Source organism: Pseudomonas sp. 10S4, from assembly GCF_034344865.1.
Lineage (GTDB): Bacteria > Pseudomonadota > Gammaproteobacteria > Pseudomonadales > Pseudomonadaceae > Aquipseudomonas.
Map to the genome: position 1 here is coordinate 3,815,007 of NZ_CP133774.1, position 25,953 is coordinate 3,840,959.

27 protein-coding genes and 1 riboswitch are annotated in these 25,953 nt (G+C 59.7%); of the genes, 19 read left to right on the forward strand and 8 right to left on the reverse strand.

From position 1 onward, the window contains the following. The first annotated feature begins 165 nt into the window (after positions 1-165). Both RHM58_RS17795 and RHM58_RS17800 read left to right on the forward strand, forming a co-directional pair. Positions 166-903: a DUF599 domain-containing protein gene (locus RHM58_RS17795; RefSeq protein ID WP_201201886.1), complete on the forward strand. Its 738-nt coding sequence runs from the start codon at positions 166-168 to the stop codon at positions 901-903. After that, positions 903-1,304 (forward strand): MAPEG family protein, encoded by a 402-nt coding sequence (locus RHM58_RS17800; protein WP_201256258.1) that lies wholly within the window; start codon positions 903-905, stop codon positions 1,302-1,304. Before RHM58_RS17795 ends, RHM58_RS17800 begins: the two co-directional genes overlap by 1 nt. 68 nt (positions 1,305-1,372) lie before the next feature. On the opposite strand, the gene RHM58_RS17805 is transcribed toward RHM58_RS17800, so the two are convergent. Then, a complete protein-coding gene (locus tag RHM58_RS17805) occupies positions 1,373-1,639 on the reverse strand; it encodes a hypothetical protein (protein WP_201256259.1) in 267 nt (88 codons plus the stop codon). Between the two features lie 158 nt (positions 1,640-1,797). On the opposite strand from RHM58_RS17805, the gene RHM58_RS17810 reads away from it, so the two are divergent. The 4 genes from RHM58_RS17810 to RHM58_RS17825 all read left to right on the forward strand — a co-directional run bounded on the left by RHM58_RS17810 (position 1,798) and on the right by RHM58_RS17825 (position 5,499). Further along, positions 1,798-2,274 carry a PaaI family thioesterase gene (locus RHM58_RS17810; protein WP_201201888.1) on the forward strand — a complete coding sequence of 159 codons (477 nt, stop codon included), beginning with the start codon at positions 1,798-1,800 and terminating at the stop codon, positions 2,272-2,274. Next, entirely contained in the window at positions 2,271-2,723 is a 453-nt protein-coding gene (locus RHM58_RS17815) for a PaaI family thioesterase (protein ID WP_201201889.1), read from the forward strand. Before RHM58_RS17810 ends, RHM58_RS17815 begins: the two co-directional genes overlap by 4 nt. A gap of 81 nt (positions 2,724-2,804) precedes the next feature. Next, positions 2,805-4,709, forward strand: a complete 1,905-nt coding sequence (htpG, locus tag RHM58_RS17820) for a molecular chaperone HtpG (RefSeq protein ID WP_322267803.1) — start codon at positions 2,805-2,807, stop codon at positions 4,707-4,709. Positions 4,710-4,770: 61 nt separating this feature from the next. Next, on the forward strand, positions 4,771-5,499 hold the full coding sequence (locus RHM58_RS17825; RefSeq protein ID WP_322267804.1) for a dienelactone hydrolase family protein: 729 nt from the start codon (positions 4,771-4,773) through the stop codon (positions 5,497-5,499). Between the two features lie 133 nt (positions 5,500-5,632). On the opposite strand, the gene RHM58_RS17830 is transcribed toward RHM58_RS17825, so the two are convergent. Continuing rightward, positions 5,633-6,493: a pirin family protein gene (locus tag RHM58_RS17830; RefSeq protein WP_322267805.1), complete on the reverse strand. Its 861-nt coding sequence runs from the start codon at positions 6,491-6,493 to the stop codon at positions 5,633-5,635. Between the two features lie 61 nt (positions 6,494-6,554). Beyond that, on the reverse strand, positions 6,555-6,971 hold the full coding sequence (locus tag RHM58_RS17835; RefSeq protein WP_201201893.1) for an OsmC family protein: 417 nt from the start codon (positions 6,969-6,971) through the stop codon (positions 6,555-6,557). Positions 6,972-7,289: 318 nt separating this feature from the next. Between RHM58_RS17835 and RHM58_RS17840 the strand changes: the two genes are divergently transcribed. After that, positions 7,290-8,915 (forward strand): methyl-accepting chemotaxis protein, encoded by a 1,626-nt coding sequence (locus RHM58_RS17840; protein WP_322267806.1) that lies wholly within the window; start codon positions 7,290-7,292, stop codon positions 8,913-8,915. Positions 8,916-9,145: 230 nt separating this feature from the next. Here the strand turns inward: RHM58_RS17840 and RHM58_RS17845 are convergent, their stop codons facing one another. The 3 genes from RHM58_RS17845 to purM are packed head-to-tail and all read right to left on the reverse strand — an operon-like array spanning position 9,146 to position 11,576. Next, complete coding sequence (locus RHM58_RS17845; protein WP_201201896.1) at positions 9,146-9,859, reverse strand: DUF3108 domain-containing protein; 714 nt, start codon at positions 9,857-9,859, stop codon at positions 9,146-9,148. 8 nt (positions 9,860-9,867) lie between these two features. Continuing rightward, on the reverse strand, positions 9,868-10,518 hold the full coding sequence (purN, locus tag RHM58_RS17850) for a phosphoribosylglycinamide formyltransferase (protein WP_322267807.1): 651 nt from the start codon (positions 10,516-10,518) through the stop codon (positions 9,868-9,870). Next, complete coding sequence (gene purM / locus RHM58_RS17855; RefSeq protein ID WP_008148639.1) at positions 10,518-11,576, reverse strand: phosphoribosylformylglycinamidine cyclo-ligase; 1,059 nt, start codon at positions 11,574-11,576, stop codon at positions 10,518-10,520. Before purM ends, purN begins: the two co-directional genes overlap by 1 nt. A 331-nt stretch (positions 11,577-11,907) precedes the next feature. Between purM and RHM58_RS17860 the strand changes: the two genes are divergently transcribed. From RHM58_RS17860 to RHM58_RS17885, 6 genes are all read left to right on the forward strand, one after another. Further along, positions 11,908-13,017 (forward strand): DUF2066 domain-containing protein, encoded by a 1,110-nt coding sequence (locus RHM58_RS17860; RefSeq protein WP_416195262.1) that lies wholly within the window; start codon positions 11,908-11,910, stop codon positions 13,015-13,017. 38 nt (positions 13,018-13,055) lie between these two features. Continuing rightward, a complete protein-coding gene (locus tag RHM58_RS17865) occupies positions 13,056-14,129 on the forward strand; it encodes an AI-2E family transporter (protein WP_201201898.1) in 1,074 nt (357 codons plus the stop codon). Positions 14,130-14,359: 230 nt separating this feature from the next. Then, positions 14,360-15,064 (forward strand): DnaA regulatory inactivator Hda, encoded by a 705-nt coding sequence (hda, locus tag RHM58_RS17870; protein ID WP_054049492.1) that lies wholly within the window; start codon positions 14,360-14,362, stop codon positions 15,062-15,064. 226 nt (positions 15,065-15,290) lie between these two features. Next, complete coding sequence (locus tag RHM58_RS17875; RefSeq protein ID WP_201201899.1) at positions 15,291-15,914, forward strand: C40 family peptidase; 624 nt, start codon at positions 15,291-15,293, stop codon at positions 15,912-15,914. Between the two features lie 165 nt (positions 15,915-16,079). After that, positions 16,080-16,616 (forward strand): C40 family peptidase, encoded by a 537-nt coding sequence (locus RHM58_RS17880; RefSeq protein ID WP_201194887.1) that lies wholly within the window; start codon positions 16,080-16,082, stop codon positions 16,614-16,616. Between the two features lie 18 nt (positions 16,617-16,634). Further along, positions 16,635-17,288, forward strand: a complete 654-nt coding sequence (locus RHM58_RS17885) for a class I SAM-dependent methyltransferase (protein WP_322267809.1) — start codon at positions 16,635-16,637, stop codon at positions 17,286-17,288. 137 nt (positions 17,289-17,425) lie between these two features. On the opposite strand, the gene RHM58_RS17890 is transcribed toward RHM58_RS17885, so the two are convergent. Both RHM58_RS17890 and RHM58_RS17895 read right to left on the reverse strand, forming a co-directional pair. Beyond that, positions 17,426-18,739, reverse strand: a complete 1,314-nt coding sequence (locus tag RHM58_RS17890; protein ID WP_322267810.1) for a PQQ-dependent sugar dehydrogenase — start codon at positions 18,737-18,739, stop codon at positions 17,426-17,428. Between the two features lie 70 nt (positions 18,740-18,809). Continuing rightward, a complete protein-coding gene (locus RHM58_RS17895) occupies positions 18,810-19,394 on the reverse strand; it encodes a hypothetical protein (RefSeq protein WP_201201902.1) in 585 nt (194 codons plus the stop codon). A 153-nt stretch (positions 19,395-19,547) separates the two neighbouring features. Further along, positions 19,548-19,781: riboswitch (cobalamin riboswitch) on the forward strand. Positions 19,782-19,860: 79 nt separating this feature from the next. Between RHM58_RS17895 and cobO the strand changes: the two genes are divergently transcribed. Genes cobO through RHM58_RS17925 form a run of 6 tightly spaced genes read left to right on the forward strand, consistent with a single transcriptional unit; the run spans position 19,861 to position 25,854 of the window. After that, entirely contained in the window at positions 19,861-20,472 is a 612-nt protein-coding gene (gene cobO, locus RHM58_RS17900; RefSeq protein WP_054049504.1) for a cob(I)yrinic acid a,c-diamide adenosyltransferase, read from the forward strand. Beyond that, positions 20,469-21,869 carry a cobyrinate a,c-diamide synthase gene (locus RHM58_RS17905; protein ID WP_201201905.1) on the forward strand — a complete coding sequence of 467 codons (1,401 nt, stop codon included), beginning with the start codon at positions 20,469-20,471 and terminating at the stop codon, positions 21,867-21,869. The genes cobO and RHM58_RS17905 overlap by 4 nt, the downstream gene beginning before the upstream one ends. Then, on the forward strand, positions 21,866-22,516 hold the full coding sequence (gene bluB, locus RHM58_RS17910) for a 5,6-dimethylbenzimidazole synthase (protein WP_322267811.1): 651 nt from the start codon (positions 21,866-21,868) through the stop codon (positions 22,514-22,516). The genes RHM58_RS17905 and bluB overlap by 4 nt, the downstream gene beginning before the upstream one ends. Further along, the gene (gene cbiB / locus RHM58_RS17915; protein ID WP_201201908.1) at positions 22,513-23,421 is read left to right on the forward strand and encodes an adenosylcobinamide-phosphate synthase CbiB; all 909 of its coding nucleotides are present in this window, start codon (positions 22,513-22,515) and stop codon (positions 23,419-23,421) included. Before bluB ends, cbiB begins: the two co-directional genes overlap by 4 nt. Further along, a complete protein-coding gene (cobD, locus tag RHM58_RS17920) occupies positions 23,414-24,406 on the forward strand; it encodes a threonine-phosphate decarboxylase CobD (protein ID WP_201201909.1) in 993 nt (330 codons plus the stop codon). The genes cbiB and cobD overlap by 8 nt, the downstream gene beginning before the upstream one ends. After that, positions 24,403-25,854 (forward strand): cobyric acid synthase, encoded by a 1,452-nt coding sequence (locus RHM58_RS17925; RefSeq protein WP_201201910.1) that lies wholly within the window; start codon positions 24,403-24,405, stop codon positions 25,852-25,854. The genes cobD and RHM58_RS17925 overlap by 4 nt, the downstream gene beginning before the upstream one ends. Positions 25,855-25,953: the final 99 nt, after the last annotated feature.

Here is a 25,953-nt window from a genome sequence, read left to right on the forward strand (position 1 = left end):
TCTGGGGGCGAACCTTTGTGGCGAGGGGCTTGCCCCCATTGGGGCGCGAAGCGGCCCTGCGCGTTTCGGGGACTGCTGCGCAGTCCAGCGGGGGCAAGCCCCCTCGCCACAAAAGCCCGTTCCCACAGGTTTTCGGTTTTCCGCACCCACATCACAAGGACCTGCATGTCGTTCATCCACGCCAACCTGATCCACCTTCTCGCCGCGCTCTGGTTTGTCATCTGCTGGGGCGGCTACACCCGTTATGCGACGTGGAAGGGCCGTGATACCGCGTGCCTGGCCAGCGTGCTGCATCTGTACCGCGAAGACTGGATGCGCCGCATGCTGCTGCGTGACAACCGCATCGCCGATGCCAGCGTGATCGGCAACCTGGAACGCAACGCCTCGTTCTTCGCCTCCAGCACCTTGATTATCCTGGCGGGTATTCTCACCCTACTCGGCGCCTCCGAAAGGGCTGTGTCGTTGCTGGCAGACATTCCCATGGTCCAGCAGGCTTCTCAGGGTATGTCGGAGATCAAGTTGCTGTGTCTGGCGATGGTGTTTGTCTACGCGTTCTTCACCTTCAGTTGGTGCATGCGTCAGTACAACTTCGCGGCCGTGCTAGTTGGCTCGGCACCGATGATCGGCGAGCGGCATGTTTCCGAGCAGGAGCGTAAAGCCTTCGCCGCACGTGCGGCGCGGGTGATCTCGATGGCGGCCAACCAGTTCAACTTCGGCCTGCGCTCTTACTACTTCGGCATGACCATGCTGGCCTGGTTCGTCAGCCCATGGCTGTTCATGTTGATGAGCACCGGCGTGGTGCTGGTGTTGTATCGTCGGGAGTTTCACTCCGACGTTCTCGACGTGATGGTCTATACCCCTACAGAGGCGCCATTGCCCGAAGCCAACAAAGAGGCCGCTTGATGAGTATTCCGTTCTGGTGTGTGTTTATCAGTGCATTGCTGATTTACGTGGCCCGCATGCCCGTGGCCAAAGCCATGAAAGAGCAGGGCGGTTACAACAATCACCTGCCACGCCAGCAACAGGCGCAACTAACCGGTTTGGGCGCCCGTGCATTGGCGGCTCACCAGAACAGTATCGAAGCCTTCATCTTGTTTGCAGTGGGCGTGTTGATGGCGCACACCACGCAAACGGCGGGGTGGCTGATCGACTCGCTGGCGATCATCTTTGTGGTCGCGCGCATTCTCTATTTGTTGTGCTATTTGAAGGATCTTGCCTGGCAGCGCAGTCTGGTGTGGATCGTCGGGTTAGTCTGTTCGTTATTGCTGATGATTAGTCCGACTTTTAAAACCGTTTTGCTCTAACGCAGCAAATAACAGGCAAAAGAAAACCCGCACTTGGCGGGTTTTCTTTTATCACGCTAAAAACTGTTTTAGTTTTTAGGTGCTTCGGTTGGCGCGACCGGGGTGGCCGGAGCCGACTCCTGGGCTGCCGCTTTATTCGATTCAGCCTGATCTTTGGCGGCTTCGGCGTTTTCTTTCGCCGCGTCGTTCACTTTATCCTGAGCTTCGTTCATTTTTTGCTGGGCTTGCTCAGCATGTTGGTTAGCATCTTGAGCTTTGTCCTCGGATTTTTTATCGCAAGCAGCGAGACCGAGGGAAGCGGTCAACATCAAGGCAATAGCTAAAGTCTTACGCATGGGGTGTTTCTCCTTATGGAAAATATCTACTGGCCTTTCGAGCACAACCGCCGACGATAAGTTCCTCATTTCATACAGATATATATGTTTTTAACGATACGGAACTTTTGCCTGATTCACCTGAGGCTTTGGCTGGATACTAAGAAGAGATTTACCTAATGGCCGACAACCCCATTTTTGAGCGTGCAACACGATTTCTATCGGCACTGCGACATTGTCAGGTACTCGGTTTACGCGTGCACAGCGCAAGCAATGAAGGGCTGACAGTGATCCTGCCCTACAGCCCGCAAATTGTCGGAAACCCGCAAACCGGTGTCATCCATGGTGGCGCCCTGACGTCGCTGATGGACACCGCGTGCGGCATGTCCACCCTGTGCGTGTTGCCGGAATTCGAAGTCTGCCCGACCCTCGATTTGCGCATTGACTACATGCACGCGGCCCAGCCGCATAAGGATGTCTACGGTTTCGCCCAGTGTTACCGGGTGACCACTGACGTGATCTTCGCCCGAGGCTTTGCCTACCAGGACGACCCCGAGCACCCCATCGCCCACGTGGTCGGCACTTTTATGCGCATGGGCAAGGGCATCAAAGGCACTAAAGGCTTTGGCGGCACGATCGCCGGAGGTGCGAAATGACCGATTCGTTCAAGGAACAACTTCAACAGGCCCACGCGCAAGGGGACTACGCCTCGCTGCTGCACCTGATCCCGTACGCCAAGTTGATTGGTGTCGAGTGTTCGCGAGTCGGGGATGAGTTGCTGTTCCGCTTGCCGGCCAACAAGGACAACATTGGTAACCCTTTATTGCCGGCGATCCATGGCGGCGTGATCGCCGGGTTCATGGAGCTGTCGGCGGCACTGCACCTGTTGATCTTCACCGGCTCGCCCGGTGTGCCGAAGATTATCGACTTCTCCCTCGACTATCTGCGCGCCGGGCAATTTCGCGATACCTGGGCGCGTTGCCAGGTTTGCCGCCAGGGGCGGCGGGTGGCCAACGTGGCGATAACGGCCTGGCAAACCACCGAAGCCGAGCCGATTGCCACGGCCCGGGGGCATTTCAAAATTGAAGACCCCTTGAAATCCTGAACTCAGCCCCAAACTCTGATGACAACCCGCCGCCGACCCTTCAGGTCGCGGCCACTGCCATCTGATTGGAGTTTGATGACCATGAGTGTGGAAACTCAAAAGGAAACCCTGGGCTTCCAGACCGAGGTGAAGCAACTGCTGCACCTCATGATCCATTCGCTGTATTCCAACAAGGAAATCTTCCTTCGCGAATTGATCTCGAACGCCTCTGACGCTGTCGACAAATTACGTTTCGAAGCCCTGTCCAAGCCTGAGTTGCTGGAAGGTGGCGCCGAACTGAAAATCCGTGTGAGCTTCGACAAAGACGCCAAAACCGTCACCCTCGAAGACAACGGTATCGGCATGAGCCGTGAAGAAGCGATCACCCACTTGGGGACCATCGCCAAATCCGGTACGGCCGATTTCATGAAGCACCTGTCCGGCGATCAGAAAAAAGATTCGCACCTGATCGGTCAGTTCGGTGTGGGCTTCTACTCTGCATTCATCGTCGCCGACAAAGTCGACGTGTTCAGCCGTCGTGCCGGTGATGCTGCCAGCGAAGGCGTGCACTGGGCGTCCAAGGGTGAAGGCGAGTTCGAAGTCGCCACCGTTGAGAAAGCCGAGCGTGGCACCCGTATCGTCCTGCACCTGAAGGCTGCTGAAGACGAATTCGCCGATGGCTGGCGTCTGCGCAACATCATCAAGAAATACTCCGACCACATCGCTCTGCCGATCGAGTTGCCGAAAGAAGCGGCAGCCGCTGAAGGCGAAGAGCAGCCAGCCGTTGAATGGGAAACCGTCAACCGCGCCAGCGCCCTGTGGACCCGTCCTCGCACTGAAGTGAAGGATGAGGAATACCAGGAGTTCTACAAACACATCGCCCACGATTTCGAGAACCCGCTGAACTGGACCCATAACAAGGTCGAAGGCAAGCTGGAATACACCTCGCTGCTCTACGTGCCGACCCGCGCTCCGTTCGACCTGTACCAGCGTGAAGCGCCGAAAGGCCTGAAGCTGTACGTGCAGCGTGTGTTCGTGATGGATCAGGCCGAGTCGTTCCTGCCGCTGTACCTGCGCTTCATTAAAGGTGTGGTCGATTCCAACGACCTGTCGCTGAACGTGTCGCGGGAAATCCTGCAGAAAGACCCGATCATCGATTCCATGAAGTCGGCGCTGACCAAGCGCGTACTCGACATGCTGGAAAAACTGGCGAAGAACGAGCCCGAGCAATACAAAGGCTTCTGGAAAAACTTCGGTCAGGTCATGAAAGAAGGCCCGGCTGAAGATTTCGCCAACAAAGAAAAAATCGCAGGCCTGCTGCGCTTTGCATCCACCAACGGTGATGAAGGCGAGCAAGTGGTCGGTCTGGCTGAATACCTGGCCCGCGCCAAGGAAGGTCAGGACAAGATCTACTACCTGACCGGCGAAACCTACGCACAAGTCAAAAACAGCCCGCACCTGGAAGTCTTCCGCAAGAAAGGCATCGAAGTGCTGCTGCTGACCGACCGCATCGACGAGTGGCTGATGAGCTACCTCAGCGACTTCGACGGCAAGAGCTTTGTCGACGTGGCACGCGGAGACCTGGACCTCGGCAACCTGGATTCGGAAGAAGACAAGAAAGCCGCGGAAGAAGTCGCCAAGTCCAAAGAAGGTTTGGTTGAACGTCTGAAAACTGCACTGGGCGACTCGGTTGCTGAAGTGCGGGTTTCCCACCGTCTGACCGATTCCCCGGCGATCCTGGCCATCGGCGAGCAGGACCTGGGCTTGCAGATGCGTCAGATCCTCGAAGCCAGCGGGCAGAAGGTGCCGGATTCGAAGCCGATCTTCGAATTCAACCCGGCTCACCCACTGATCGAGAAGCTTGACGCTGAGCAGAGTGACGAGCGCTTTGGCGATCTGTCGCACATCCTGTTCGATCAGGCGGCCCTGGCGGCTGGTGATAGCTTGAAAGACCCGGCGGCCTACGTGCGCCGTCTCAACAAGCTGTTGGTTGAACTGTCGGTTTAACTGAGTTGTACAAAAACCCGCTTCGGCGGGTTTTTTTATTCTTGAGTCTTAGGAGTCTGAAATGAGCCAAGTCACTGTGCGTTCCGTGGTCTATCAACTGGATGGCCAATCTTACGAAAGCCGTCTGGCCTTTGATGCCGACCATAAAGGGCCACGTCCGGGTCTGTTGATGGCACCGAACTGGATGGGCGTCAGCGCTGGCGCCGAAGAAATCGCCAAGTCGGTGGCGGCCAAGGGTTACGTGGTGTTGCTTGCTGACCTTTACGGCCAGTCGGTTCGCCCGCAGAACGGCGATGAGGCGGGCGCGGCGATGATGCCGTTGAAGAATGACCGCGCATTGCTGCGCAAGCGCATGGCGGCAGCGTTCGAGCAATTGCAGACTCAGGGCGAGGCGGCGGTCGATACCTCGAAGCTGGCGACTTTCGGTTTCTGCTTTGGCGGTTGCTGCGCGCTGGAACTGGCTCGCACCGGTGCGCCGGTGAAAGCGGCGGTCTCGTTCCATGGCTCGCTGGATACACCGAACGTGAACGATGCGAAAAACATCAAGGGCTCGGTGTTGGTGCTGCACGGTGCGTCCGATCCGCTGGTGCCAAAAGAGCAATTGCCGGCGTTTGAAGATGAAATGAACGCGGCGGGCGTGGATTGGCAGCTGCTGAGCTACGGCGGTGCGGTTCACTCGTTTACCGATCCGCATGCGAACGTGCCGGGCAAGATGATGTATGACGCGAAAACGGCCACTCGGGCGTTTGTGTCGATGCATAACTTGCTGGATGAAGTCTTTAAAGGCTGATTGCTGCTTTTTGCCCTGACATCGTTGGTGTTAGTGCTGGCCTCATCGCGAGCAGGCTCGCTCCCACATTGGAATGCATTCCCCTGTGGGAGCGAGCCTGCTCGCGAAAGCGGTTTAACTGATGCTGAAGACCTTAAGGCAGTTCGATCCGCTCACTTTCCCCCGGCACCGTCGGCCAATCCCCGGCCGCCCAGCGTCGCCTCGCTTCATCGATCAGCGCCGGATCGCTCGCGACAAAGTTCCAGTTGATCCGCCGTGGCCCATCCAGCGGCGCACCGCCGAACAACACGGCGTGGCAGTCGCTCTCGGCAAACAACGTCATCTCTTCCCCGACCGGCAACACCACCAGCGAATGCGGTTCTACCGGCTCGCCGTCGAGTTGTACCTCGCCATCCAGCACATACAGTGCTCGCTCTTCATGCTCGGTCGGAATCAGCAAGGTCGTCGCGGTTTGCAGGTTCAATTCGGCGTACAGCGTAGGAGAAAGCACCGGCACCGGCGATTCCAGGCAAAAGCCTGTCCCGGCAATCATCCGGATCTTCACGCCGAGGTTATCGCTGACCGGCAACGTGGACGCAGGGTGATGGCTGTAGTGCCCCGGACCTTGTTCATGATCCTTGGGCGAGGCGAGCCAGATCTGCACGCCGTGCATCGTGAAGCCGCTATTTTTCAGCGCCTCGGGCGTGCGTTCAACGTGGGCAATCGCGCTGCCCGCCGTCATCCAACTCACATCGCCGGCGCCCACCACCTGATCAGAACCGAGGCTGTCCTTGTGCTGGATCTGCCCCTGGAACAAATAGGTGAGGGTCGACAGACCGATGTGCGGGTGTTGTCGGATGTTCATGCCTTTACCCGGCGGATAACGGGTTTCGAGCATGTGGTCGAAAAACACGAAAGGCCCGACGCTGCGGCATTTGGCTGACGGCAACGGACGAAGAATCGGTTGACCTTCGACATCTTCGGCGCGGGGGCTGATCACGAGTGGAGTGTTCATGCTGCATTCCAGGCTGAGCGGGTAATGCGTGGAGCATAACCCGCTTGCACTGCCCTTGCCGCTATTGGCTGAAGGCGCCTTCGGACAGGTGGGTCTCGATGCTGACCTCGGTGGTGGTCATCAGTTTGTGCACCGGGCAACGGTCGGCAACGCGGTGCAACTCCTCGCGCTGGGCGTCAGTGAGCACACCCTTGAGGGTCAGTTTGACGTGCAGGGCGTATTTGCCTTTCTGCTCCTCACTGTTGTCGCGTTTGACCTCGACCGTAACGCCGGTCAGCGGGATGTCCTTCTTCTTGGCGTACATCTTCAGGGTCAGGGCCTTGCAGGCACCGAGGGCGGCGTCGAAGTAGTCGTGAGGCTCCGGCGCCGAGCCTTCGCCGCCGGCGGAGGTGGGCACATCGGCAAACAGTTCGTGGTCGTCGATCTGGACGCTGTGACGAAAGCCTTCACTGGAAACGGTATTGACGGTAACAGTCATGGGAAACCTCATCGGCAGTAGGAAAAGTCATTCGATCAAAATTGGACCCTGAAGGTATAGAGCATGCGTGCTGTGGCGCGTTCCCAAAAAGATCGCAGCCTTCGCCCACAGGCGCGTAGGAGCTGCCGAAGGCTCGGGCCGCGTTCGGACGATCTTTTGATTTTGCTTGGCTCGGCTGAATCGTTACCGCCCGTTGATCGAAGTATTAAGGCGTTTTGATATCACGTTTTGGTCTTACGCAAAATTTCTGCGGGCCGATACCGTCTAAAGCAACCCGCTGCAGGGATATGCAGTGCCTAATTGGAAGGAACCAGAGCAATGAGTATCCGAAGTCTCAATATTGCGCCGCGCGCGGGGCTGGGTTTTGGCCTGCTGGCGTTGATGGTGTTCGGGTTGGGGGCGTTCGCCCTGCAACAGATGTCGAACATGCGCGCCGAGTCCGATCAGGTCGATAACAACTGGCTGCCCAGCGTGATGGCGGTGGGGGAGATGAGTCAGGACATGCTTCGCTTGCGCGCCCTGACCATGCGCCTGTTGATTAACCGTGATCCCCAGGCGCTGGCGCAGAACGTCAGCAAACTCAATGAACTCAAAGGCACGCTGGGCGACGCTCAACAGCGCTATGACGCGTTGATCGTGCTGCCGGAGGAGCGCTCGCTGTTTGATCGCTTCAAAATGTCTGAGCAACAGTACCTGCAATTTCAGGGGCAAGTGATGAGCCTGTCCGCCCAAGGGCAAGTCGACGACGCGGCGGTCATCGTCAATGGCGAGATGAGCCCGCTGGCCGATGAAATCTCTGTCACCCTTAAAACCCTGGTCGAGCTGAACAAACACAACGCCAACCTGGCGACCGAGGCGGCGCGTCGGGTGTTCAGTACTTCGCGGGTGTGGGTCGGGGTGATGGTCGCGATTGCGGCGCTGATGACCATCGGCCTGGCATTGCTGCTGACCCGCAGCATCGTCTTGCCCTTGTCCCAATCGTTGCGGGTCGCTGAGGTGGTGGCGGGTGGCGATCTGACCGGCGACATAAGCATCACCGGCAAAGACGAGCCGGCGCGGCTGCTGCATGCGCTCAAGAGCATGCAGCAAAGCCTGCGCGAGACCATTCGACAGATTTCCGATTCCTCCAGCCAATTGGCCTCAGCCTCGGAAGAACTCAGTTGCGTCACCGAGGACGCCACCCGTGGCTTGCATCAGCAAAGTCTGGAAATCGAGCAGGCCGCGACGGCGGTCAACCAGATGACGGCGGCGGTGGAAGAGGTGGCGAGCAACGCGGTGGCCACCTCCGAAGCATCCCGTGAGTCTGACCGGATCGCCCAGCATGGTCGTGAGCAGGTGCGTCAGACGGTATTGTCGATTGAGTCTCTGGCGGACGATGTCACCGCCAATGCGACCCAGGTCGAGGATCTGGCGCAGAAGGTTTATGGCATCAGCAAGGTGCTGGACGTGATTCGCTCGATCGCCGAGCAGACCAATCTGCTGGCCTTGAACGCGGCGATCGAAGCAGCGCGTGCCGGCAATGCCGGACGCGGCTTCGCCGTGGTGGCGGATGAAGTGCGGGCGCTGGCCCACCGGACGCAGCAGTCGACCCAGGAAATCGAGCAGATGATCAGCGGTATCCAGCAGGGTACCGACTCAGCCGTCAGCTCGATGCAGCAGAGCAATAGTCGGGCGCGCTCGACCCTGGAAGTAGCGAAAGCAGCGGGCGTTGCGCTGGAGGAGATTGCCTCGGCGTTCACCTTGATCAACGAGCGCAACATCGTGATCGCCAGTGCCTCGGAGGAGCAAGCGGCTGTGGCGCGGGAAGTGGATCGCAACCTGATGAATATCCGTGACCTGGCGTTGCAGACCTCGGCCGGGGCGAACCAGACCAGTGCTGCGAGTCAGGAGTTGTCGCGGTTGGCGGTGGACTTGAACACCATGGTGGCGCGGTTTTCGGTTTAGCCCGTCTGTTGAGCGCAACACTGAACTCTGTGGGAGCGAGCTTTTGTGGCGAGGGAGCTTGCTCCCGTTGGACTGCGCAGCAGTCCCGCTCTTTGGGGCCGCTTCGCAGCCCAGCGGGAGCAAGCTCCCTCGCCACAGGTTATCTATTGTTCATTCAGTTGCATTACTCCCCGACAAATCATCAGGCAAAAAAAGCCCCGCAATTGCGGGGCTTTTCATTTCGAGCCGGATCAGCTGCCTTTGACAGCCTTGCCATTGACCGTACCGTCCAGGAGCATGATGTTGTACTCCTTGCCGTCGGTTTCAACCTGTTGCAGACGGACCAGCAGGTAATCCCAGTCCTTGGCGAACCACATGACAGTGGTGCGCTTGGTTTGCGTCGGGTCGCGCACGCGCTCGACCTTGATCGCATCGATCTGGCCGGCCTTGGTGTCGACTTTTTCCGAACCCAGCACGCGGAAGTCGTAGGTATCGACATCACCGCCATCGACCACCTGGTAGCTCATGCTTTTCTTGCCGGCTGCCACGTCATGCTGAAGAGCAAGCTGGTAGGTGGATTTGTCGACCATACCACGGTTCAGCGGAACCTTGACCGGGTCACCACGATCAGTGCCGGTGACCATTTTTGTGGTCCAGTCGAAGTCCAGATCGGCTTTCTTGGCTTTGCCCAGGCCGCCACGTTCGAAGTGGTAGGACTGGGGCAGCAAAGTGTCCTTGTCCAGCGTCAGGGTACTTTCTTCATTCAGGCTGGCGATCATCATCGATGCCTTGAAGCTGAGTTTCCAGACGCCGTTCGCTTCCTTGGTCAGGCTGCGTTCCGCGGTGCCGCTCATTGGAAGTTGTTTCCAGTCGGCGGTGTAGCTGGCGGAGAACGGTTGAAGGTCTGCAGCCTGTGCCAGAGGCAGGGCGAACAGAGCGCAAGCGAAGAGCAGGGCGCGACGCATAAAATCTCCTAGGTTCGAATCAAGTGGCCGCTGGCCGCGAGTAACTTTTCATCCAGTAAAGCACCTTGTTCGCCGAGTGATAAACGACCTTCGGCAAACCAGCGCACAGCCATCGGGTAGATCAGGTGTTCCTGAACGTGTACCCGCTGAGCCAGACTCTGCGGCGTATCGTGCAACTCTACCGGTATTACTGCCTGTACGACCAGTGGTCCGCCATCGAGTTCCTCGGTGACGAAGTGCACGGAGCAGCCGTGCTCGGTGTCGCCGGCCTCCAGAGCGCGCTGATGAGTGTGTAACCCTTTGTATTTGGGTAGCAGCGAGGGATGGATGTTGAACAGGCGACCCTGGTAGTGCCGCACGAAGTCAGCGCTGAGAATGCGCATGAAACCGGCGAGTACCACGAGTTTGGGATTGAAGGCGTCGATCAGTTCGATCAGCGCGGCATCGAAGGCCTCGCGGCTATCGAAAGCCTTGTGATCCAGGGCGCGGGTATCGATACCCGCGTCCCTGGCGCGTTGCAGGCCGTAGGCGTCGGCGCGGTTGGAAATCACCGCAGCAATGCGGACCGGGCTGTCGCCGGTCCGCGTGCTGTCGATCAAGGCCTGCAAGTTACTGCCGGTGCCGGAGAGCAGCACCACGACATCACAGGTGGCGGACATTAATGAGCCTTGAGGTTCTTCAGTTCAACCTGAGCCGCGCCTTCGGCAGCGGTGGAGATCTGACCGATGACCCATGGCTGCTCGCCGGCTTCACGCAGAACGTTCAGAGCGGTTTCAACGTGCTCTTGAGCAACGCAGATAACCATGCCGACGCCGCAGTTCAGTACGCGGTGCATTTCGTTTTCGTCGACGTTGCCTTTCTCTTGCAGCCAGTCGAATACGGCCGGGCGAGTCCAGCTTGCCACGTCAACCACCGCTTGAGCGCCTTTTGGCAGAACGCGCGGGATGTTGTCGAGCAGGCCGCCACCGGTGATGTGGGCCATGGCTTTGACGGCGCCGGTTTCTTTGATCAGCTTGAGCAGCGGCTTCACGTAGATACGGGTCGGGGCCATCAGCAGGTCGGTCAGCGGTTTGCCGTCGAGCTGAATATTTTCGATGTCTGCACCGGAGACTTCGATGATCTTGCGGATCAGCGAGTAGCCGTTGGAGTGCGGGCCGGAAGACGGCAGGGCGAGCAGGGCATCGCCGGCAGCGACTTTGGAACCGTCGATGATTTCGGATTTTTCCACGACACCGACGCAGAAGCCTGCCAGGTCGTAGTCTTCGCCTTCGTACATGCCAGGCATTTCAGCGGTTTCACCGCCGACCAGGGAGCAGCCGGACAGCTCGCAGCCTGCGCCGATGCCGGTCACGACCTGGGTCGCGGTTTCGACGTTCAGTTTGCCGGTAGCGTAGTAGTCGAGGAAGAACAGCGGCTCGGCGCCGCACACCACCAGGTCGTTGACGCACATGGCGACCAGGTCGATGCCGATGCTGTCGTGCTTGTTCAGGTTCAGCGCCAGGCGCAGCTTGGTGCCGACGCCGTCAGTACCGGAAACCAGCACTGGCTGCTTGTAGCCGGCCGGGATTTCGCAGAGGGCGCCAAAACCGCCCAGGCCGCCCATGACTTCCGGGCGCGCAGTGCGCTTGGCGACGCTCTTGATGCGTTCGACCAATGCTTCACCGGCGTCGATGTCTACACCGGCGTCCTTGTAGCTCAGGGAGGGTTGCTTGCTCATGATCCAGGCCTTTAGGGGGATTCAGGGGTAACGACCGAGTCCAGTGGGACCGCCGAAACAAACGAAGGCGAGTGCCTTGCGCGAATTTCAGGGTGCCCGGCTGTTGCCGGTCTGCGAAGGCGCGCGATTTTATCAGGCTTGAGAGGCAGCGGCCATCCTCGCGCCGACGGCAGGGCCATATAGGCTGAAAAAACCATTATTGTCCCAGTGAGTGACGTCTCGCATAGCTGTATAAGGTATCCCCATTAACCGTCTATCGTTATGACAGCGCTAAAAACTTATCGAGGCCGGGTGAATGTTTTGCGTGGGGCGATGGTCACAGCCTTGCTCAATGTCTTCATGCGGCCAGTTCCAGCCGCTCTCGTCGTCAGGAATCTTCCATGCGTTTTTTTCTAGCTATCTATTTGTGGGCTGTTTGTCTCTTGTCAGCCTGACGAGTCATGCCGAAACCGTGAAAAACCTTTATCAGGTCCGCCAACCTGTCAGCGGTCAGAGCGCGGAGGTACGCGATCAGGCGACCCAGGCGGCGCTGGATACGTTGGTGTTGCGCCTGACCGGTGACCCGAAAGCGCCACAGAATCCGGGGCTGGCGGCGATCCGCAAGGACCCGCAACAAATCATCAGCCAGTACGGCTTTGATGCGGGGCCGCCGGAAGTGTTGAAGGTCGATTTCGACCCGGCCACTACCGAGCAGGCGCTGCGCCGTGCCGGATTGTCTTTGTGGGGCGCCAATCGGCCGTCGATCCTTGGCTGGTGGCTGAGTGACTCCACCGAAGGCTCAGGCCTGGTCGGTGATGCTCAGGCCAGTGCGGCACCGTTGCGTCGTGCCGCGCAACACCGTGGTTTGCCGTTGCGCCTGCCGTTAGGTGACCTGAGCGAACAACTCGTCGCGACGGCGCCAACCCTGGAAGGCAATGACCCTGCGCCGTTGCATAACGCGTCGGAGCGCTATGGGGCCGACGCCTTGCTGGCGGTGCATGCCCGTGAAGAGGGTGGTCAGTGGCAAGCCAAGTGGCATCTGTGGTTGGGCGATCAGAAAGAGGCTGGCAGTGTGCAGGGCGCCGACGTGCCTGCCTTGGCCGACGCGGTGATGCTGGCGGTCAGCGAGCGCATGGCGCCGCGATTTGTCGTCAAACCGGGCGTTTCAAGCGAGCAGTTGCTGGAAGTGCAGGGCATGACGCTGGAGCGTTACGCGGCGCTCGGGCATTTGCTGGAGCCTTTCGGTGGGCACCTGGTCAGTGTTGACGGTGATCACATTATTTACCGGGTTAACGGCAGCGCCGAACAGTTGAAGGCGCAGTTGTCCCTGGCCAAGTTGCAGGAGGTGCCGGCGGGTGAAGCCCCAGTGCCAGTCGCCCCGGTTCCGCCGACGGCCGATGGCGCGGTACCCGCTGTAGCACCGGTCCTGGCGCCGGTGCCGCAGTTGCGATTCCGTTGGTAAGGTTTTCTTTCTTTATATAGAAGCATAGGGAGTTGTAGATGGCCGATACGCGGCGTTGGTTCTGGTTGGGCGGGGTGGTCCTGCTCTGCGTGTTTGTCTGGTTGTTGCATCCGATCCTGACGCCATTTTTGGTGGCGCTGCTGCTGGCCTATCTGTTCGATCCGCTGGTGGATCGGCTGGAGAAGCTTGGCCTGTCTCGGACCTGGGGCGTGGTGACGGTGTTCGCGCTGTTCACCTTGATCTTCACGACGCTGCTGCTGGTGTTGGTACCGTTGCTCGCCAAGCAGTTGTTCCGCTTGTACGAGTTGGCGCCGCAGATGCTGGATTGGTTGCAGCACACTGCCTTGCCGTGGGCGCAATCGAAATTCGGACTGTCGGATAATTTCTGGAAGTTCGACAAGGTCAAGGCTGCGATCAGCGAGCACATGGGCCAGACCACCGACATTGTCAGTGTGGTACTGAGTCAGGCGACCGCGTCCGGTCTGGCGCTGATTGGTTGGCTAGCCAACCTGGTGCTGATCCCGGTGGTGAGCTTCTACCTGCTGCGCGATTGGGACCTGATGATGGCCAAGATCCGCAGCCTGTTGCCTCGTGATCGCGAAGAGCGCGTGGTGTCACTGGCCGGTGAATGCCATGAAGTGCTCGGGGCATTTGTTCGCGGGCAATTGCTGGTGATGCTGGCTCTGGGCGTGATCTATGCCGCGGGCCTGATGCTGGTCGGGTTGGAGTTGGGGCTGTTGATCGGTCTTATCGCCGGTCTGGCGGCGATCGTGCCTTACATGGGGTTTGTCATCGGGATTGGCGCGGCGTTGATTGCTGGCCTGTTCCAGTTTCACGGTGACTTGTATCCGATGCTCGGCATCGTTGCGGTGTTTATGGTTGGGCAGGCACTGGAAGGCATGGTGCTGACGCCGTTGCTGGTGGGCGACCGGATCGGCCTGCACCCGGTGGCGGTGATTTTCGCGATTCTGGCCGGTGGCGAGCTGTTCGGTTTCACTGGCGTGCTGCTGGCGTTGCCGGTGGCGGCGGTGATCATGGTGCTGGTGCGTCATGTGCATGATTTGTATAAAGATTCGGATATGTACAGCGGCGTCGACGAGCCTGAGCTTTAAAGTCGACTGATCGCTTGTAGCGGGCGGCCTGGATTCTTGCCTGGTCGGCCCGCTTCTCCCTCGCGGCTGTCACATGCGCCGCCAAAGAAACTGTCATAAAACCAGTGCGTTAACGCAAACCTTTGATTTTGCTTGTGGTCTGCTGCATTGTGCGGGCTGTCTCACGGGTATAAACTTCGCAAACTTTACACAGAGGCCACTAACGGTTCCTTTGGAACTGTTCAGTCAGCATGAAACCGATTCAGCTGCCCCTAGGTGTGCGTCTGCGTGATGACGCTACCTTTATCAATTACTACCCAGGCGCCAATGCCGCTGCACTCGGCTATGTCGAGCGGCTATGCGAAGCCGACGCCGGCTGGACCGAAAGCCTGATTTACCTCTGGGGCAAGGACGGGGTAGGGCGCACGCACTTGTTGCAGGCTGCCTGCCTGCGTTTCGAGCAAATGGGCGAGCCGGCGGTGTACTTGCCGTTGGCCGAGTTGCTGGATCGCGGCATCGAAATTCTCGACAACCTCGAACAATACGAACTGGTCTGCCTCGATGATCTACAGGCCGTCGCCGGGCGAGCGGATTGGGAAGAGGCGTTGTTCCACCTGTTCAACCGTCTGCGTGACAGTGGCCGACGTCTGCTGATTGCTGCGTCGACCTCGCCGCGTGAACTGCCGGTGAAGCTGGCGGATCTCAAATCGCGCCTCACCCTGGCGTTGATCTTCCAGATGCGCCCACTGTCCGATGAAGACAAATTGCGTGCCCTGCAATTGCGTGCGTCCCGTCGCGGTTTGCACCTGACCGATGAAGTCGGGCATTTTATTTTGACCCGCGGTACTCGCAGCATGAGTGCGCTTTTCGAGCTACTTGAACGCCTCGATCAGGCCTCCCTTCAAGCTCAGCGCAAGCTGACAATTCCCTTCCTGAAAGAAACCCTCGGTTGGTAGCTAGCCCCAGTAAATAAAGGCCTGTAGCGGGTTTCGGCATATTTCAGGCGTCAGAAAATCCGCTTTCCTGCAAGGTTGCAGGCTGCGCGAATGTTTAAAATGGGCTTAAGCGCTTAGATGTAAACGAGAAACCGAGAAGTCACAAAAAGATCGATTGAATTTGCAAATGAGGTTGATAGCGGGCATAGTCTCGCCTTCTTTACAACTATCAGCCACGGTCGTGCCCATGCTAAATCGCTTCGCACCCCTCGTGCCTCTCGCACTCGTCACCCTGTTGTTTGGTTGCGCTGCGCACTCTCCAGTGTCCCAGCAAGAGCAACAACAGCAGGTTAGAAACTCTGCTACCGCCCAATCTTCCGTTCTGTATCAGGAAGAAGTGGCCACCGAAAAAGAACTGGCAGACTTCGCCGATGGCAAGTCGTACCAGCTTCCGGTTCTGGCCGACAGCATCCTCGAACGTGGCATGTCCCTGATCGGTACCCGTTACCGTTTCGGCGGTACCTCTGAAGCCGGTTTCGACTGCAGCGGCTTCATCGGCTACCTGTTTCGTGAAGAGGCCGGCATGAATCTGCCGCGCTCCACTCGCGAAATGATCAACGTGGATGCCCCGTTGGTAGCGCGCAACAAGCTCAAGCCTGGTGATTTGCTGTTCTTCGCGACCAACGGTCGTCGCGGTCGCGTCAGTCACGCCGGTATCTACCTGGGTGATGACCAGTTCATCCATTCCAGCAGCCGCAAAAGCGGTGGCGTGCGGGTTGATAGCCTGGGCGACAGCTACTGGAGCAAGACCTTCATCGAAGCCAAACGCGCACTCGCGATGGCCCCGACTGTGGTCACTGCTCGCAAGTAAGCACACTTTATGTAAGGCGAACTTAAAGTCTTACTTGAAGTTTGCCGCATAGGCGCTAGAATCCTGATCTATTATTGATGGCAAACCGCCTGCGTCCTGCGCAGGCGGTTTTCTTTTCTGTCTTTCCGGCAGAAAAAGCCGCAGCCAGATCAGGATGTTCTGCTTATGACGATGTCGGCCCGCCTCGCACTCATGTTCTTCGCAGCGCTGCTCAGCGCCTGCGCCAGCCGTCCACCGCCCTCAGCGCCGGTGGTTCGCGCGCCGATTATTTTCGGTTCCTCCCAAGCATTCTCCCCGGAAGCAGAAGACGTATTGTTTCGCGCCCTCGGTCTGGTGGGCACGCCGTATCGCTGGGGCGGCAACACGCCGGATTCGGGATTCGATTGCAGTGGCCTGATCGGTTACGTCTACCGTGACGTCGCCGGCATTTCCCTGCCGCGCACCACCCGCGAGATGATCAGCATGCAAGCTGCCAATGTCGGCAAGGAAGGCCTGCAAACCGGCGACCTGATCTTCTTCGCCACCAATGGCGGCTCCCAGGTCAGCCACGCCGGGATCTACGTCGGTGAAGGCCGCTTCGTCCACGCCCCGGCCACGGGCGGCACGGTGAAGCTCGACAGCTTGTCCAAAGCCTATTGGCAGAAAGCCTACCTGAGCGCCAAGCGCGTCTTGCAGCCTGAGCACCTGGCGCGTAACCCGTAGATTGCAGAGGTTGCTGTCATGACCACTCGCACGCTCAATCTCGACGATTCCCTGTACCACTACCTGCTCGACGTTTCCCTCAGGGAAACGCCGCTGCTCAAGCGTTTGCGTGACGAAACCCAGATGCTGCCCATGGCGCGCTGGCAGATCGCGCCAGAGCAAGGGCAGTTCCTCGCGTTGCTGGTCAAACTCACCGGCGCCAGGCGTTTGCTGGAAGTCGGCACCTTCACCGGTTACAGCGCTTTGTGCATGGCGGCGGCATTGCCGGACGACGGCTTGCTGATCTGTTGCGATATCCAAGGCGATTACAACGCCACTGCATTGCGTTACTGGCAGGAGGCGGGCTTGGCCGAACGTATCGATCTGCGTCTGGCACCTGCGTTGGAAACCCTGGCTCTGTTGGAGCAGCCAGGGCAATTTGATCTGATCTTCATCGACGCCGACAAGGCTAACTACTCGAGTTATCTGGAGCACGCCCTGCGTTTGCTGCGGGTCGGTGGTTTGGCGGTGTTTGATAACACGCTGTGGAGCGGGCGGGTGCTTGAGGAAAATCCGGAGAGCGCAGACACCCGAGCGATACAGGTGCTCAATCGAGCTTTGAAGGATGACGTGCGGGTGGATCTGTCGATGTTGCCGATAGGTGATGGTTTAACCCTTTGCCGCAAAAGGTAAGCGCTGACACCGATTAAAAATGTGGGAGCGGGCTTGCTCGCGAAAGCGGTGTAACAGTCAACGGAGATGTTGAATGTCATGACGCCTTCGCGAGCAAGCCCGCTCCCACATTTGTTATGTGTGTTGGCGTTGGAGGCTTATTTAGCCGCCGAAACCCGCCAAATCTTGTTCCCTACATCATCCGCCACCAGCAAATCTCCCTGCTGATCAATCACCACACCCACCGGCCGGCCCATGGCATTTTCATCTTTATCAAGGAATCCGGTCAGCACATCCACCGGCTGCCCGGTCGGCTTGCCTGCCGCGAACGGCACGAAAATCACCTTGTAGCCGCTATGCGGTTTGCGGTTCCACGAGCCGTGCTGGCCGACGAATGCGCCGTTGGTAAACGGTGCAGGCAGTTTGCTGCCTTCGGCAAAGGTGAACCCCAGCGAGGCGGTGTGCGGGCCAACGGCGTAATCCGGGGCGATGGCTTTGGCCACCAGCTCCGGGTTCTGCGGCTCGACGCGCACATCGATGTGTTGCCCGTAATAACTGAACGGCCAGCCATAAAACGCGCCGTCCTTGACCGAGGTGATGTAGTCCGGCACCAGATCACTGCCGATTTCATCCCGCTCGTTGACCGAGGTCCAGAGCGCACCGCTGTTCGGTTCCCAGTCCATGCCGTTCGGGTTGCGCAGGCCCGAGGCGAAGATCCGGTGATTGCCGGTGGCACGATCCACTTCCCAGATCGCCGCGCGACCTTCTTCGGCCGCCAGGCCATTTTCGCCGACGTTGCTGTTGGAGCCCACCGTCACGTACAGCTTGCTGCCGTCCTTGCTGGCGATGACGTTTTTGGTCCAGTGATGGTTGATCGTGCCGCCCGGCAGATCGGTGACCTTAATGGGCTGTGACTTGATCGTCGTATCGCCGGTTTCATAGTGGAAGCGCAGCAGGCGATCCGTGTCGGCGACGTACAGGTCATTGCCGACCAGGGTCATGCCGAATGGCGAGTTGAGGTTTTCCAGGAATACCGTGCGGGTTTCGGCCACGCCATCGTGGTCCTTGTCCCGCAGCAGCGTGATGCGGTTCGGACTCGGTACGCCGGCACCAGCGCGGCCCATGACTTTCGTCATCACCCAGCCGCGAATGCCTTTGCTGTCATCGGGTTTGGGCGGTGCGTTGGTTTCGGCCACCAGCACATCGCCGTTGGGCAGCACGTAGAGCCAACGCGGGTGATCGAGGTTTTCGGCAAATGCCGCGACCTGCGTCCCTGCGGCCGCAGTGGGTTTGGTGCCGGCCGGCCAGCCGATCGCCGGGGCGATGTTGACTGTAGGGATCAGGGTCTTGTTCGGTTCTGGCAGCTTGGGCGACGGTCCGGTGCCGTCCGAGACTTGCAGGCTGGAGGATTCACCACAGGCGGCGAGCCCTCCGGCGAGCGCGATGACGAGAACGAACTGAAGCTTGAGCATGCTGATCTTCTTCCCTATGAATGCATTGTCTTAATCATAGAGAAGAGAAAAGACGCGATGGTTCAACCCGTCAACCACGGGCCTCTTTGAACAGTACGGCGATACCAGGGTGATAGTTGCCGGCTTCGTTGCGCAACTTGCGATAGGCGTAAGGGAAATACCAGGCCACGGCGCAGGTGTGTTCCTTTTGCAGGTCGTCGACCATGTCCTGGAGTTCTTCCGGGGTGGCGCTGTGCTGGGCTTTTTGTGGCGCGGCGAACAGGCAGCCGAGTTTCAGGTCGCTGGCGTGGCTGATTCGCTTCGCCTCGCTGGTGATATCGGCCAGGGCTTGCGTCAGATTCAGGCTATTGACCCGTGGCCAACGCTGGGTGGCCTGAATAAAAGCGCGAGCTTCGCTGCTGGCAATCAACAAATCGGCTCGGGCATTGCGTTCGCCTTCTTCGGTCTGTTTGCGGCTCGGCGTCTGTTGCAACGTGACCATTTCGGCCATCCACGCGGCGGCCGAGAGCAGCCCGAGGTTGGCTTTTTCGTCGAACCAGTAAGGTGTGTCGTTATCGCCGCGCACGGCGTTGTAACGGTCGATACAGTCAAACCAGCGTTCCAGCAGCGGGCGCAGGAATTCCAGCTTCGGATTGCTGATGATCATGCCTTGCATGTGGCTCACCCTTGTTATTGTGTTGTGAGTTGTGGCTCTTTGATATCACTGCTGGGAGTGTGGCGCAAGATTGGCGTCAGTAAATTGATCGACGGCAGTTTTTCGCCGGATGGCGCCCCGGCTTTAATTGACGCTCCACCCCCAACCCTCTAACCTTCGCGGCTTGTTTCAGGTGCTCTGTGACCGCGGTCGACAGAGTGAAACAGGGAAGCCGGTGAGTGATTTCTTCCATAGATGAAGAACCACGATCCCGGCGCTGCCCCCGCAACGGTAAATGAGAGAAAGCTGCGCCTGAGCCACTGTGTCTTAACTCGACATGGGAAGGCGCGCAGCCAGGCGTAATGCCGCTCATGAGCCCGGAGACCGGCCTGATCCATCCAGCGGCATCACGGTGGGCGATGCCAGGCTTCTTGCCATCTATTCTTGTGCCTGCCCGCCGTTATCCAGCCTCAACGGAGAGCTCCCCATGACTGATACCCCCGATCGTGACGAACGCCACCTGGCGCGCATGCTGCGTAAAAAAGCCGTGATTGACGAACGCATCGCCAATTCGCCGAACGAATGCGGCCTGCTGCTGGTGCTGACCGGCAACGGCAAAGGCAAAAGCAGCTCGGCCTTCGGCATGCTCGCCCGTTCCATGGGCCATGGCATGCAGTGCGGTGTGGTGCAGTTCATCAAGGGACGCAACAGCACAGGCGAGGAGTTGTTCTTCCGCCGCTTCCCGGAGCAAGTGCGTTTTCACGTGATGGGCGAGGGCTTCACCTGGGAAACCCAGGACCGCCAGCGTGACATCGCCGCCGCCGAAGCCGCGTGGGCCGTGTCCCGCGAGTTGCTGCGCGATCCGTCGATCGGTCTGGTTGTGCTCGATGAACTGAACATCGCCCTCAAACACGGTTACCTCGATCTCGATCAAGTCCTCAGCGACTTGCAGGCCCGTCCGCCGATGCAACACGTGGTGGTCACCGGTCGCGGCGCCAAGCCGGAAATGATCGAGCTGGCCGACACCGTCACCGAAATGAACGTGATCAAACACGCGTTCCAGGCCGGGATCAAAGCGCAAAAAGGCGTCGAGCTGTGAATCAACCACGTCATTGCCCGGCGGTACTGATTGCCGCGCCGGCCTCCGGTCAGGGCAAGACCACTGTCACTGCTGCGCTGGCCCGTTTGCATCGCAATCAGGGGCGCAAGGTGCGCGTATTCAAATGCGGCCCGGACTTTCTCGACCCGATGATTCTCGAGCGCGCCAGCGGTGCGCCGGTCTATCAACTGGACATGTGGATGGTCGGCGAGCAGGAAAGCCGTCGGCTGTTGTGGGAAGCGGCGGGTGAAGCGGACCTGATTCTGATCGAAGGGGTCATGGGCTTGTTCGACGGTACGCCATCCAGCGCTGACCTGGCGCGACACTTCGGTGTGCCGGTGCTTGGCGTGATCGATGGCACCGCCATGGCTCAGACCTTTGGTGCGTTGGCCCTGGGCTTGGCGCGTTATCAGCCGGACTTGCCGTTTGCCGGCGTGTTGGCTAACCGCGTCGGCACCTTGCGTCATGCGCAATTGCTTGAAGGCAGCCTGACCGAAGGCTTGCGTTGGTACGGTGCGTTGTCCCGGGAAACCGGGATCGAACTGCCGAGCCGTCACCTCGGGTTGGTGCAGGCCAGCGAGTTGAATGATCTCGATCTGCGCCTCGATGCGGCGGCCGATGCGTTGGCCAGTAGTTGCGAGGTGGCGCTACCACCGGCCGTCGAATTCGCCGCCCCGGATGTGATCAGCGCCGAGCCGTTGCTGGCGGGTGTGCGCATCGCCGTGGCCCGTGACGAAGCGTTCGCCTTCACCTACGGTGCGAGCCTGGATTTGCTGCGGGCGATGGGTGCCGAGTTGTCATTTTTCTCGCCGATCCGCGATACCGAGTTGCCGGAGGCAGACAGCCTCTATTTGCCCGGCGGCTACCCTGAACTGCACCATGTCGCCCTGTCGCAAAACACTTCGATGCTCAACGCTATTCGCGCACACCATGCGGCGGGCAAGCCATTGCTGGCCGAGTGCGGCGGCATGCTGTATCTGCTCGATTCCTTAACCGATGTCGACGGCACTCGCGCTGAACTGGTCGGCTTGCTGGCGGGGGATGCGGTGATGCAAAAACGTCTGGCGGCGTTGGCGTTGCAAGCGGTCGAGTTGCCCGAAGGTTTGTTGCGCGGGCACACCTATCATCACTCGTTGACCAGCACTGAGCTTGAGCCGATTGCCCGGGGCCTGAGCCCGAATGGCGGGCGCGGGGCGGAGGCGGTTTATCGTGAGGGGCGGATGACAGCCTCTTATGTGCACTTTTATTTCCCGTCGAATCCGTCGGCGATTGCCGCTCTGTTTGCGCCTGATCTTGAGGCCGCCTTCGCGAGCAAGCCCGCTCCCACAGTTGACCGCGTTTCGTCAGGCAGCACGCCATCTAATGTGGGAGCGGGCTTGCTCGCGAAGCGGCCATGACCGACAACGCCTTCTCCGAAGCCGAACGCGCCGCCGTCTACCGCGCCATCGCTGAACGCCGCGACATGCGCCACTTCAGCGGCGGCACTGTCGAGCCTGAATTGCTGCGGCGCCTGCTCGGAGCCGCGCACCAGGCACCCAGCGTCGGCCTGATGCAGCCATGGCGCTTCATCCGCATCAGCGATCGAGCCCTGCGCGGCAAGATCCAGTTATTAGTAGAAGAAGAACGCATCCGCACTGCCGAAGCCCTCGGCGAGCGCACCGACGAGTTCATGAAGCTCAAGGTCGAAGGCATCAACGACTGCGCCGAAGTGTTGGTAGCAGCGTTGATGGATGATCGCGAACGCCACATTTTCGGTCGCCGCACCTTGCCGGAAATGGACATGGCGTCGCTGTCCTGCGCGATCCAGAATTTGTGGCTGGCGTCCCGCGCTGAAGGGCTGGGGATGGGCTGGGTGTCGCTGTTCGAGCCGCAAGCTCTGGCGGACCTGCTGGGTTTGCCTGTCGGTGCCAAACCGCTGGCGGTTCTTTGCCTGGGTCCGGTCAAGGAATTCTATCCGGCGCCGATGTTGGTACTCGAAGGCTGGGCGCAGGCGCGCCCGCTCAGTGAATTGCTGTATGAAAACTATTGGGGAGTGAGTCAATGAGTGTGGCGTTATTGAGTGTCGCCGCGGTTGCGCTGGATGCGCTGCTGGGTGAACCCAAACGCTGGCATCCGCTGGTGGCGTTCGGCCGTTTTGCCGATCGCATCGAGCAACGTTTCAACTCCGGCGGTCGCGGTTGGCGCAGTCACGGCGTCACCGCGTGGGTGATCGCGGTGTTGCCGCTGACCTTGTTGGTTACGGCGCTTTCCTGGGCGCCTTATGTCGGTTGGGTGGTCGAGATTCTGGCGCTGTATTGCGCCCTCGGCATGCGCAGCCTTGGCGAACACGTCGAGCCGGTGGCCAAGGCCCTGCGCAGCGATGACTTGGACGAAGCGCGTAAACGCGTGGGTTATCTGGTCAGCCGCCAGACCAGTGAGCTGGATAAAACCGAAGTCGCCCGCGCCGCCACCGAATCGGTGCTGGAAAACGGCAGTGACGCGGTGTTCGCTGCGCTGTTCTGGTTTGCCGTGGCCGGTGCGCCGGGCGTGGTGCTCTATCGACTCAGTAACACCCTCGACGCCATGTGGGGCTATCGCAACGAACGCTTCGAACGGTTCGGCTGGGCGGCGGCGAAAATCGACGACGTCCTCAACTACATTCCCGCACGTTTGGTGGCGTTGACCTACGCACTGTTGGGCAAAACCCGACTCGCATTGAAATGCTGGCGTACCCAGGGCCCGACCTGGGACAGCCCGAACGCTGGCCCGGTGATGGCGGCCGGTGCCGGTGCGCTGGGTGTCGAGCTGGGCGGGGCGGCGATTTATCACGGTGAATTGCATCAGCGTCCACAACTCGGTGAAGGCGCGCCAGCGGATGCCGACTCCATCGACCGTGGCTGGCAATTGGTCCAGCGCGGCGTATGGTTATGGCTGCTGATTCTCTGCGTGGGGGCTGAATTCTATGCTTGAGCACGGTGGCCGGTTGCGTAAGGCGGCGCTCGAATACGGCATCGCCGAAGCTGATTGGCTCGACCTGTCCAGTGGCCTGGCACCCTGGCCATTTGCGATTCCTGAAATTCCGTTACGAGCCTGGGCGCGGTTGCCGGAAACCGATGACGGTCTGGAGCAGGCGGCTTGTGATTACTACGGCGCCGCCCAGGTGTTGCCGGTCGCCGGTTCGCAGATGGCGATCCAGTTGCTGCCGCGTCTGCGCCGGGCCGGTAAGGTCGGCGTGCTGTCGCCGTGTTATGCCGAACACGCCGAGGCGTGGCGTCGTAACGGTTACATCGTGCGCGAAGTGCTGGAGCAGGAAGTCGACTTCTTTCTCGACAGCCTCGATGTGTTGGTAGTGGTCAACCCGAACAATCCCACGGGCCTGAGCCTGAGCCCGAATCGTCTGCTCGACTGGCACTCGCGGCTGGCCCAGCGCGGTGGCTGGCTGGTGGTGGACGAAGCGTTCATGGACAACACGCCGCACCTGAGCCTGGCCGCGTTTGCCAATCAGGTCGGGCTGATCGTGCTGCGCTCTTTCGGCAAATTTTTTGGCCTGGCCGGGGTACGGCTGGGTTTCGTCCTGGCGGAGCGCAAGTTGCTCAGATTGCTCGCTGAGCAAGTCGGACCGTGGGCGGTCAGTGGCCCGACCCGGGTGCTGGGCCAGGCCTGTTTGCAGGACACTGAAGGGCACGCCCGGCAACGGGTGCGCAGCGACGAGGCCAGTCAGCGCCTGGCTGCGCTGCTGGAACGATATGACCTTAAGCCGCAGGGCGGTTGTGCCTTGTTTCAATGGCTGATCACTGAGCGCGCCGAAGAGCTGCATGCATTTATGGCTCGGCGCGGGATCTTGCTGCGGTTGTTCACCCACAACAGCAGCCTGCGTTTTGGCTTGCCGGCTGATGCAACTGAAGAGGCTCGCCTCGAGCAAGCCCTGCAAGCCTTCGCCAAGGAAACCCGATGACTACGTTGATGGTGCAAGGCACTACGTCCGACGCCGGTAAAAGCACGCTGGTGACGGCGTTGTGTCGCTGGGTCACGCGCCACGGTGTCAGCGTTGTGCCGTTCAAGCCGCAAAACATGGCGTTGAACAGCGCCGTGACCGCTGATGGTGGCGAGATCGGCCGCGCGCAAGCGGTGCAGGCTCAGGCCGCCAACCTTGAACCGCACACCGACATGAACCCGGTGCTGCTCAAACCCAACAGCGACACCGGCGCCCAAGTGATCATTCATGGTCGCGCCGTCACCACCATGAACGCGGTCGCCTATCACGACTACAAAGCCATCGCGATGCAAGCGGTGCTGGCCTCACATGAACGGCTGAGCGCGGCTTATCCGGTGGTGATGGTCGAAGGCGCGGGCTCGCCGGCCGAGATCAATCTGCGCGCTGGTGACATTGCCAACATGGGCTTTGCCGAAGCCGTGGACTGTCCGGTGGTGCTGATCGCCGACATCAATCGCGGCGGGGTTTTCGCCCATCTGGTCGGTACGCTTGAGCTGCTGTCGCCGAGCGAGCAGACGCGGGTCAAAGGTTTCATCATCAACCGTTTTCGCGGTGACATTGCCCTGCTGCAACCGGGCCTCGACTGGCTCGAAGAACGCACCGGCAAACCGGTGATCGGCGTCCTGCCCTACGTCATGGACCTGCACCTGGAGGCTGAAGACGGCATCGATCAACGCCAGACCGACAAGGCTGACCAAGTGCTGAAAGTGGTGGTGCCGGTACTGCCGCGCATCAGCAATCACACCGATTTCGATCCACTGCGCCTGCATCCGCAAGTGGACCTGCAATTCATCGGTCCCGGCCAAGCGATTCCGGCCGCTGACCTGATTATTCTTCCGGGCTCGAAAAGTGTGCGCAGCGACCTCGCGTACCTGCGGGCCAACGGCTGGGACACCGCGATCTCCCGACACTTGCGCTACGGCGGCAAAGTGTTGGGGATCTGCGGCGGCCTGCAAATGCTTGGTGAGCAGGTTCACGATCCGCTGGGCCTCGAGGGCGCGCCGGGTTCCAGTGCCGGTTTGGGTTTGCTGGCGTTCGAAACCTTGCTCGAAGCAGAGAAGCAGTTGCGCAATGTGCGCGGGCGTCTGGCGTTGGAAAATGCCGAGGTCAGTGGCTACGAAATCCATGCCGGCGTAACCACTGGACCGGCGTTGGAAAACGCTGCTGTGCAGCTGGACGATGGTCGCTGCGATGGCGCGCAAAGTCTCGACGGGCAGATTTTCGGCACCTACCTGCATGGGCTGTTTGAGTCACCGGCGGCGAGCAGTGCGCTGTTGCGTTGGGCCGGATTGCAGAACGTGCAGGCGGTGGATTATCACGCCTTGCGCGAACGCGATATCGAGCGGTTGGCGGATTTGGTGGAGAAGCATTTGGATACCGCGCTGTTGCGTGAGCTCTGTGGGTTTTAGGGTGGGTTTGATGGCCCCTTCGCGAGCAAGTCCACTCCCACATTGGAATGCGATCAACTGTGGGAGCGGGCTTGCTCGCGAAGGCGTAATTCGCCTCAC